Here is a 7897-nt window from a genome sequence, read left to right on the forward strand (position 1 = left end):
ATGAAGGCGGAGTACGAGAAGCCGATCAATTCGGCGATCTTCCCGGGGATCCAGGGCGGCCCGCTGATGCACGTGATCGCGGCGAAGGCGGTGGCATTCAAGGAAGCGCTGTCGCCGGAGTTCAAGGCGTACCAGGAGAAGGTGGTCGAAAACGCGCGCGTGCTGGCGGAGACGCTGGTGAAGCGCGGGCTGCGGATCGTGTCGGGCCGCACGGAAAGCCACGTGATGCTGGTGGACCTGCGCGCGAAGCACATCACGGGCAAGGCGGCGGAAGCGGCGCTGGGCGCGGCACACATCACGGTGAACAAGAACGCGATCCCGAACGATCCGGAAAAGCCGTTCGTGACGAGCGGCGTGCGCCTGGGTTCGCCGGCGATGACGACGCGCGGCTTCGGCGTGAAGGAAGCCGAGATCGTCGGCAACCTGATCGCCGATGTCCTCGAAAGCCCGGAAGATGCGGCAACGATCGAGCGCGTGCGTGCGCAGGTGGCCGAGCTGACGAAGCGTTTCCCCGTCTACGGCTGATGACGCGAGGCGAGGTTCAGCTGCCGCAGGGCGGTTGAACCTCATTGCCTCACGTTGACGTAAAAAAACCGACTCGCGGCATCGAACCGGCGAGTCGGTTTTTTTCAGCCTGCTTGAAGACGCTTCAGACGGATGGATCGACGTTCGCCTCGAGTTCGCGGATGCGGTCGAGGTTCCGTGTGTCCTTCAGCACCGGCGGCCCGGCAAAGGTGTTGCGTACGCCGAAGCCGTACCAGATCACCATGAGCACCGCCACGAAGCCGACGAGCACGTACAGCACCTTCTCGTTCGGCGGCTGGATGCCGACATAGGCGAGCACGCAGGCGCCGACCAGCGCGAGCAACGCACACGGCTTCGACCAGATCCCCAGTTGAAACGGGCCCTTGTCGGTCCACGTGCGGCCTTCGGCCAGCATCCCGGAGCCGATCGGCATCGCATACGAGATGAACAGGAACACGGCGCTGCCGGCGCTCAGCACCGAGAATGCGTCGCCGTACAACGTGACGACGATCGCGAGCACCGCGCAGGTCCAGATCGCGGGCCCGGGCGTCCGATGGGTCGGGTTCACGCTGCGCAGCAGCTTCGACGCCGGCATCCCGCCGTCGCGCGCGAACGCATACATCATCCGCGATGTCGACATGATGGCCGCGAGCCCGCACACGTAGTTGATGAAGAACATCGCCAGTTCGAGACAGACGCGCAAGGTCTTCGGAATCGGCGCGAGGATGGCTTCGAAGAAGCCGGTGCCCTGTTTCATGCTGGCGGTCAGGTCCGGCATGACCAGCACGAACGCGCACACCATCACGTAGCCGAACACCGCGGACCAGAACACCGACCCGATGATGCCGCGCGGCACGTTCCTGGCCGCATCGTGCGTCTCTTCCGACGTGTGCGCGGAAGCGTCGAAGCCGGTGATCGTGTAGGTCACCAGCAGCAGGCCGGACAGGAACGCGAGCGGCGTGGCCTGCTTCGGCCACGCACCGCCGTCGACGCCGGTGAAGTTGGTGAACGTGACCAGCCGGTGCATATCGAACGCGACAGGCGAGTAGTAGAGCAGCGACACCACCAGCGCAATCGTCACCACGAAAATGAGGTAGCCCGACAGGTCGGTGATCTTGCTCGCGATCTTGATGCCGCGCGCGTTCAGGACGGCCTGGGAGATCGTGATGAACGCGATGAACGCCGTTTGATGCCACCAGGTCAGGCTGTCCGGACTGACGCCGAACATCGGCGCGATCAGCGTCTTGAAGAACGGGTCGTAGGTGCCGAAATTGATCGCCGCGATCACGAAGATCAGGCCGATCAGGTTGAGCCACGCCGTCATCCACCCCCATCTCTTCCCGCCGAGGATGGCGCCCCAGTGGTAGAGGCCGCCCGCCGTCGGAAACGCGGACGCGATTTGCGACATCGACACGGCGACGATCAGCGCGAAGAGCGACCCCAATGGCCAGCCGAGGCCGACCGACGCGCCGCCGGTGGCGGAAAACGCGAGCTGGAACGCGGTGATGCCGCCCGACAGGATGCAGATCACCGAAAACGACACGGCGAAGTTCGAGAAACCGTTCATACGTCTCGACAGTTCCTGCGCATAGCCCATCTTGTGCAGCAGGCTTACATCACTGTCGGTGCCTGAATCCGGGGGGAATTTTGCATCCATAGTCGCTCCGTCACGAATGTCCTGCGTGGCAGGACCGTCATCGCCGTTGATCGGCAATCGCTTTCCGGTCCGATGCGTGAACGGTATGAAACCAAATTTCCCGGCTCTATCAGATTTCGGCAATGTAGTGAAAATCCGGATGCGTGCACCGTTTGTGGGCGTGGCGGTGCGTCGCGGCAGCGCGATTCGGGCGAATCGGCGTTGCTGACGTTCTCGGCGCCGGAAGCGTATGACGCCTGATGGCGGTGCGATCACCGTGCGCCGACGCTAAGGCGCGATCACCGTCATCCTGAACGGCCCGCCGTTCGCCGCCGCATGCGCGACGGCTTCGTTCGCCTCGTCGAGCGAGAAGACCGTCGCGTCGAAATGCCCGAGGTCGAGCAGCCCGCCGCGCACGAGCCCCGTCATCAACGTCACGGCTTCCGTCGGGCACATCCACTTGCCGCGCAGCGTGATGTCGTTGCGCATGATCCACGGATACGGCAGGTCGAGCCCCGCGCCGCCGAGCATGCCGACGCCGCCCATCAGCACCACGCGCCCGTACGGACGCACCGTCATCACCGCGCCGCGCACCGTCGTGGCGGGCACCGACGGCGGCATCAGGTCGATCACGCAGTCGATCGGCGCCGGCGCGGCCTGCTGCATGCGGGTGCGATCCGTGGCTTCGTCGCCGGTCAGCCCGACGGTGCGCACGCGTTCGCCGAAGCGGCGTTCGAGATCCGCGAGCGCGTGCGTGTTGCGGCCCGGCGCGACCACGCACCGCGCGCCCATCGCCAGCGCCACCGCGATGCATGCGCTGCCGAAGTGGCCGGTCGCGCCGCTCACGAGCAGGATCTCGCCCGCCCGCAGATCGGACGCGAGCAGCCCGCCGTACGGCACGAGCAGCGTCGTGAGCGCGCACCAGCGCACGGCGTCGGCCGGCGGGATGTCGCCGATGCGCACCGCGTTCTCGGTCGGCACGCGCAGCCGTTCGGCAAACGGGCCGTCGTGAAAGTAGCGCTGCAATTGCTTGCCGCCGTCACCGCGCGCGCTCCAGCCCTGCAGCACGATGTCGGGCATCCGCGCATCGTCGCGCGAGCGCACGGTCGGATCGCAGAACACCCAGTCGCCGGGCTGCAACCGCGTCGCGTCGGGGCCGGTTTGCCGGACCCGGCCGATTGCGCCGCAGCCGGGCACGATCGGCAACTCGATCGGATAGCGGCGCTCGCCGCTGAATACTTCCTGCGCATAGGGCAGAACCGGCGCCGCGACGACATCCACGATGACCTCGCCGGTGCCGAGCACCGGATCGGGCATCGTTTCGATCGCGAGCGGCATGCCGAGCGACTTCAGAATCGCAGCTTTCATGAGGCTTCCCGAGGGGGTGAGGAACGGGCCGATTCTGGCAGGCTTAGAATCCGCAACAAGGCCCGGCACGAGCCCAGGATTGGCCAATACCACCCAGAGCACGGAGCGAACCCGATGACCGTCACCACGCGAACCCCGTTCGGCGATTTCCTGCGCTCGCGGCGCAAGAAGCTGCGACCGGATGCCGTCGGCCTGCACGACGGCTCGCGCCGGCGCACGCCCGGCCTGCGGCGCGAGGAGGTCGCGGAACTGGCCGGTATCGGCGTCGACTGGTATGTGCGGCTGGAACAGGGGCGCGACGTCAGCCCGTCGGACGCGACGCTCGATGCACTGGCGCGTGCGTTGCGGCTGGACCAGGCCGAGGCCGCCCATCTGCGCACGCTCGCGCGGCGCGACGTGTCACGTGTATTCGTGAGGGAGAGCGTGCCGCCGACCATCGCGCGGCTCGTCGCGAATCTGCATCTGCCGGCCTACGTGACCGGGCGGCGCTGGGACATCCTCGCGTGGAATGCCGCCGCGAGCGACCTGCTCGGGTTCGACCGGCTCGCGGAAGCCGACCGCAACATCCTGATCTACATGTTCACCGTGCCGCACGCGCGCTGGCTGTTCGCCGCGAGCTGGGCCGACGAGGCACGCCGGATGATCGCGCTGTTTCGCGCGAGCCACGATCTGTATGCGAGCGATCCGGCGTTCATCGCACTGGTGGAGCGCTTGCGCACGAGCAGCGACGCGTTCGCGCAATGGTGGGGCGCGCATGACGTGCGCAGCGGCGTATCGGGCCAGAAGGTGTTCGCGCATGCGCAACATGGCACGCAGCGCTACGAGTACGCGACGTTCCAGGCGAACGACGATCCCGCGCTGAAGCTGGCGATTTATACGCCGGTGAGTGGCGATGAGGGGGGCTGATGCCGCGTTGGCCGGCGCCACCACCCGGCCGCGCATCGAAGCATCGGCTGCGTGCGCGAACGCGGGCGGGGCGGCGTAGCGGGAAGGCGTTCCGGCTCAGGCCGTGCGCCGGGCCGACAGGCGATTCCACAGCAAGCCGGAGCGGCTTCCGCTTCGGCAATACGCGAGCACCGGCTTCTGCAGCGTGTCGACCAGTGCGCCGAACGCGTCGACTTCCGCGTCGCCGATGCGATCACGCTCGACCGGCAGGTAGCGCGCCTCGAGGCCCAGTTCGCGGGCCGCCGCGGCGATTTCATCGAACGCCGGATGAGCGTCGCCTTCGCCGTCCGGCCGGTTGCAGATGACCGAGCGGAAGCCGGCATTCCGGATCGCCTTCAGGTCGGCCGGCGTGATCTGGCGTGAAGCGGAAAACCCGTTCGACACCGTTGCCCGACACTGCTCGATCGCGTTGCGGAAACAGGCGATCGCGAAGTCGACGTCCTGCTCCGTCGTAAAGCGGCCGAAGCTCACGCGCACGGTGCGGCCCGCCGTCTCCGTATCGAGGCCGATCGCGGTCAGCACGTGCGACGGTGCGCCGCTGGTCGAGTTGCACGCGGAAGTCGACGACACGGCGAGCGCTTCGCCGAGCATGAACGGGAAGAAGCCGGGGGCATTCACCGTCAGGCTCAGCGTGTGCGGGATACGGCGCGCCGCGGCCGCGTTCTGCGTGACGTCGCCGAGCGCGACCAGCGCGCCCGTCAGGCGCGCGCCGAGCGCTGCAATCCGCGCGGCTTCGCCGTCGAGTTTTTCAGCGGCCAGTTCGCACGCGACACCCATGCCGACGATCTGATGGGTCGCGAGCGTACCCGAACGCAATCCGCGCTCGTGTCCGCCGCCATGAATCTGAGGCGCGATCCGGTCCGCGATGTCGCGGCGGACGAACAGCGCGCCGATGCCCTTGGGGCCGTACACCTTGTGCGCCGACATCGACATCATGTCGATGCCGAGTGCACGCACGTCGATCGGCGTCTTGCCGAGCGCTTGCGCGGCGTCGACGTGGAGCAGCGCGCCGGCGGCGTGCACGATGCGGGAGATCGCGCCGATGTCGGTCAGCGTGCCGATCTCGTTGTTCACGAGCATCAGCGACACGAGGCCGGTATCGGGGCCGATCGCGGCAGCCACCGCATCGACGGTGATTTCGCCGTCGGAGGTGGGCGTCAGGTAGCTGACCGACATGCCGCGCTTCGACAGGTTCGCCATCGTGTCGAGAATGGCCTTGTGCTCGATGCGGCTCGTGATCAGGTGGCGCTGGCCGGTCGCGTTCTCCGCATAGCCTTTCAGCGCGAGGTTGTTCGATTCGGTGGCGCCCGACGTCCAGACGATCTCGTCGGCATCCGCGCCGACGAGCGCGGCGACTTGCGCGCGTGCCTGTTCGACCTGTTCCCGCGCCAGCCGGCCGGCGGTGTGCGAGCTCGATGCGGGATTGCCGAAGATGCCGTCGAAGCCGAGGCAGGCCGTCATCGCTTCGATCACGCGGGGATCCGCGGGCGTCGTGGCGGCGTAGTCGAGGTAGTGCAGCGTGGTGGGATCGCTCATGTCCGTTTCTTGCTCATTGCGTAGTGAGCGAAATGATACGGGGGACAGGAGGGAAAAAGGATCCAAAATTGGCTGACGATTCAGCTTGATGGGGAATATCGTTTTCTTTGATTGTGGAATGGGGGAATTTGTTTCTTGGTGAGCCAGGCCGTGCGCACGCGGATGCCGGCACGACCCGGCCGACCGGCGGGCAGCGGATCCACGAATGGAAGCGCTGCGGGCGGAACGCCTGAAGCACGCGATTGAGGCGCGAGACGCAGTTGCGCGGGCTCGGTGTCAGGCCGTTCGATATCGATGCCGTGTTAACGGGCGTGCTGGTGTTTCGTCCGGGCGCGCCGCTGTCGGAGAACGCGCGGGTGTTTCAGCCGACGGCCGACAAGAATGCGCTTCGGGCGTTGTCTCGACGAAAAGGAAAGGGGAGGGATTCGCGGGCGTAGTCGGGCGGCGTGTGATTCATCGTCGGTGCTCGCGCGACCGGGATGTTGCCGACTACTTTTGATTCCGGCGATCACCGGTCGATATCGAATCGGCTATGCACGAGCACCTTGCCGATGACGCGGCCGGACTCCAGCGCCTCGTGAGCATCGACAATGCTTTCCAGCGGAACCTTCATGCCGATTCTCGGTGAGTAGGCGCCTGCGGCCACGCATGCGACGACGTCCCTGACAGCCGTCTGCTTTGCCTCGTCGGGCACATGGTAGATATAGACGAAGCGCAGGACACAGCCATGCATCATGGCCTTCAACAACGGAACGGACAGTTCGTCCGTTGCATGGGTCATCGCATAGGAACTGATCACGCCGCCTTGCGACACGCACGCCATGTCGACCGCGAGATTGGATTTCAGGTCGACGTCGACGATGCGGTCTACGCCGAACCCGCCTGTTGCATCGAGAACGAGGCTTGCCACCTCCGCCGCATGCCGGTCGATCACCAGATCGGCGCCGTTCTCCTTGGCGACAGTCGCCTGTTCGGCGTTCGTGACCGATGTCGCCACCCACGCGCCGGCCCATTTCGCCAACAGGATGGCGGCGGTGCCGACGACGCCCGCGCCACCGTGGACCAGCGCACGTCGTCCCGCCAGGCTGCCGTCGGAGAACAGGCAGCGGTGCGCGGTCAACGCCGGAATGCCGAGGGAAGCGCCGACATCGAACGACGCATTGTCCGGCAGGCGAACCGCGTGGCTTGACGGGACCACGACGAATTCCGCCGCTGTGCCGGTGGCTCGACCGTATTGCGCCTCGTAAAGCCAGACTCGCTCGCCGACGCGATCCGGCGAGACGTTGACGCCGACGGCATCGATGACGCCCGCGCCGTCCTGATGGGGAATGATTCGCGGATAGGGCAGCGCGGACGAGAATCCGGTACGCGCTTTCACGTCGGTCGGATTCAGTCCCGAGACATGGATACGGACGCGTACCTCGTTCGGCCCCGGCTCCGGCATCGGCAATTCACCGACAGTCAATACGTCGCGGGCTGCACCTTGACGCTCGTAGAAAGCTGCTTTCATCTATCGCACTCCAATCGTTTTCACCAAAGCGGCAAGCAAGGGGGTCCTGACCGCCGCACGAGGAAATTCTGGGTTGAAGGGATACGGATCGCAAGTAAGTACGAGTTTGATATATAGGGTAAATTTTTGGTTCATCGCGGATTACCGGGGAACGCGGCGCGGATCTTCAGGAAGAAGTATTCCTCGTCGCGGTACCCATAAGCCCGACGCTTGATGACCTTGATGGTGTTGTTGATGCCTTCAACGATGCTGGTATTGAGCGGGTGGCGGCAACGAGTCACGATACCGTGCCAATAGCCCTGCAAGCGTTCAGCGAACTTTTGCAGGGCAGCGATTCCGCTTTGCTGAGCCTGTTCGATCCACTGCTCCCAGGCCTT

The 7897-nt window shown here is 65.7% G+C and carries 7 protein-coding genes; 2 read left to right on the top strand and 5 right to left on the bottom strand.

The genetic code is table 11. From position 1 onward, the window contains the following. A partial coding sequence (locus BFF94_RS37205; RefSeq protein ID WP_504740305.1) for a PLP-dependent aminotransferase family protein occupies window positions 1-525 on the top strand: 525 nt, incomplete at its 5' end. Between the two features lie 124 nt (window positions 526-649). On the opposite strand, the gene BFF94_RS37210 is transcribed toward BFF94_RS37205, so the two are convergent. Both BFF94_RS37210 and BFF94_RS37215 read right to left on the bottom strand, forming a co-directional pair. Then, window positions 650-2182 carry an amino acid permease gene (locus tag BFF94_RS37210; protein WP_128844879.1) on the bottom strand — a complete coding sequence of 511 codons (1533 nt, stop codon included), beginning with the start codon at window positions 2180-2182 and terminating at the stop codon, window positions 650-652. A 267-nt stretch (window positions 2183-2449) separates the two neighbouring features. Beyond that, complete coding sequence (locus BFF94_RS37215; RefSeq protein ID WP_128844877.1) at window positions 2450-3529, bottom strand: alcohol dehydrogenase catalytic domain-containing protein; 1080 nt, start codon at window positions 3527-3529, stop codon at window positions 2450-2452. A gap of 114 nt (window positions 3530-3643) precedes the next feature. On the opposite strand from BFF94_RS37215, the gene BFF94_RS37220 reads away from it, so the two are divergent. Further along, the gene (locus BFF94_RS37220; protein WP_128844875.1) at window positions 3644-4435 is read left to right on the top strand and encodes a helix-turn-helix transcriptional regulator; all 792 of its coding nucleotides are present in this window, start codon (window positions 3644-3646) and stop codon (window positions 4433-4435) included. A 96-nt stretch (window positions 4436-4531) separates the two neighbouring features. On the opposite strand, the gene BFF94_RS37225 is transcribed toward BFF94_RS37220, so the two are convergent. The 3 genes from BFF94_RS37225 to BFF94_RS37235 all read right to left on the bottom strand — a co-directional run. Continuing rightward, complete coding sequence (locus tag BFF94_RS37225; RefSeq protein ID WP_128844873.1) at window positions 4532-6010, bottom strand: aminotransferase class V-fold PLP-dependent enzyme; 1479 nt, start codon at window positions 6008-6010, stop codon at window positions 4532-4534. 508 nt (window positions 6011-6518) lie between these two features. Beyond that, window positions 6519-7520 (bottom strand): NADPH:quinone reductase, encoded by a 1002-nt coding sequence (locus tag BFF94_RS37230; RefSeq protein WP_128844870.1) that lies wholly within the window; start codon window positions 7518-7520, stop codon window positions 6519-6521. Between the two features lie 131 nt (window positions 7521-7651). After that, window positions 7652-7897, bottom strand: a 246-nt coding sequence (locus BFF94_RS37235) for a transposase (RefSeq protein WP_219140452.1), incomplete at its 5' end; no start/stop codon positions are given.

Origin of the sequence: Burkholderia catarinensis (assembly GCF_001883705.2) — a bacterium.
GTDB lineage: Bacteria > Pseudomonadota > Gammaproteobacteria > Burkholderiales > Burkholderiaceae > Burkholderia > Burkholderia catarinensis.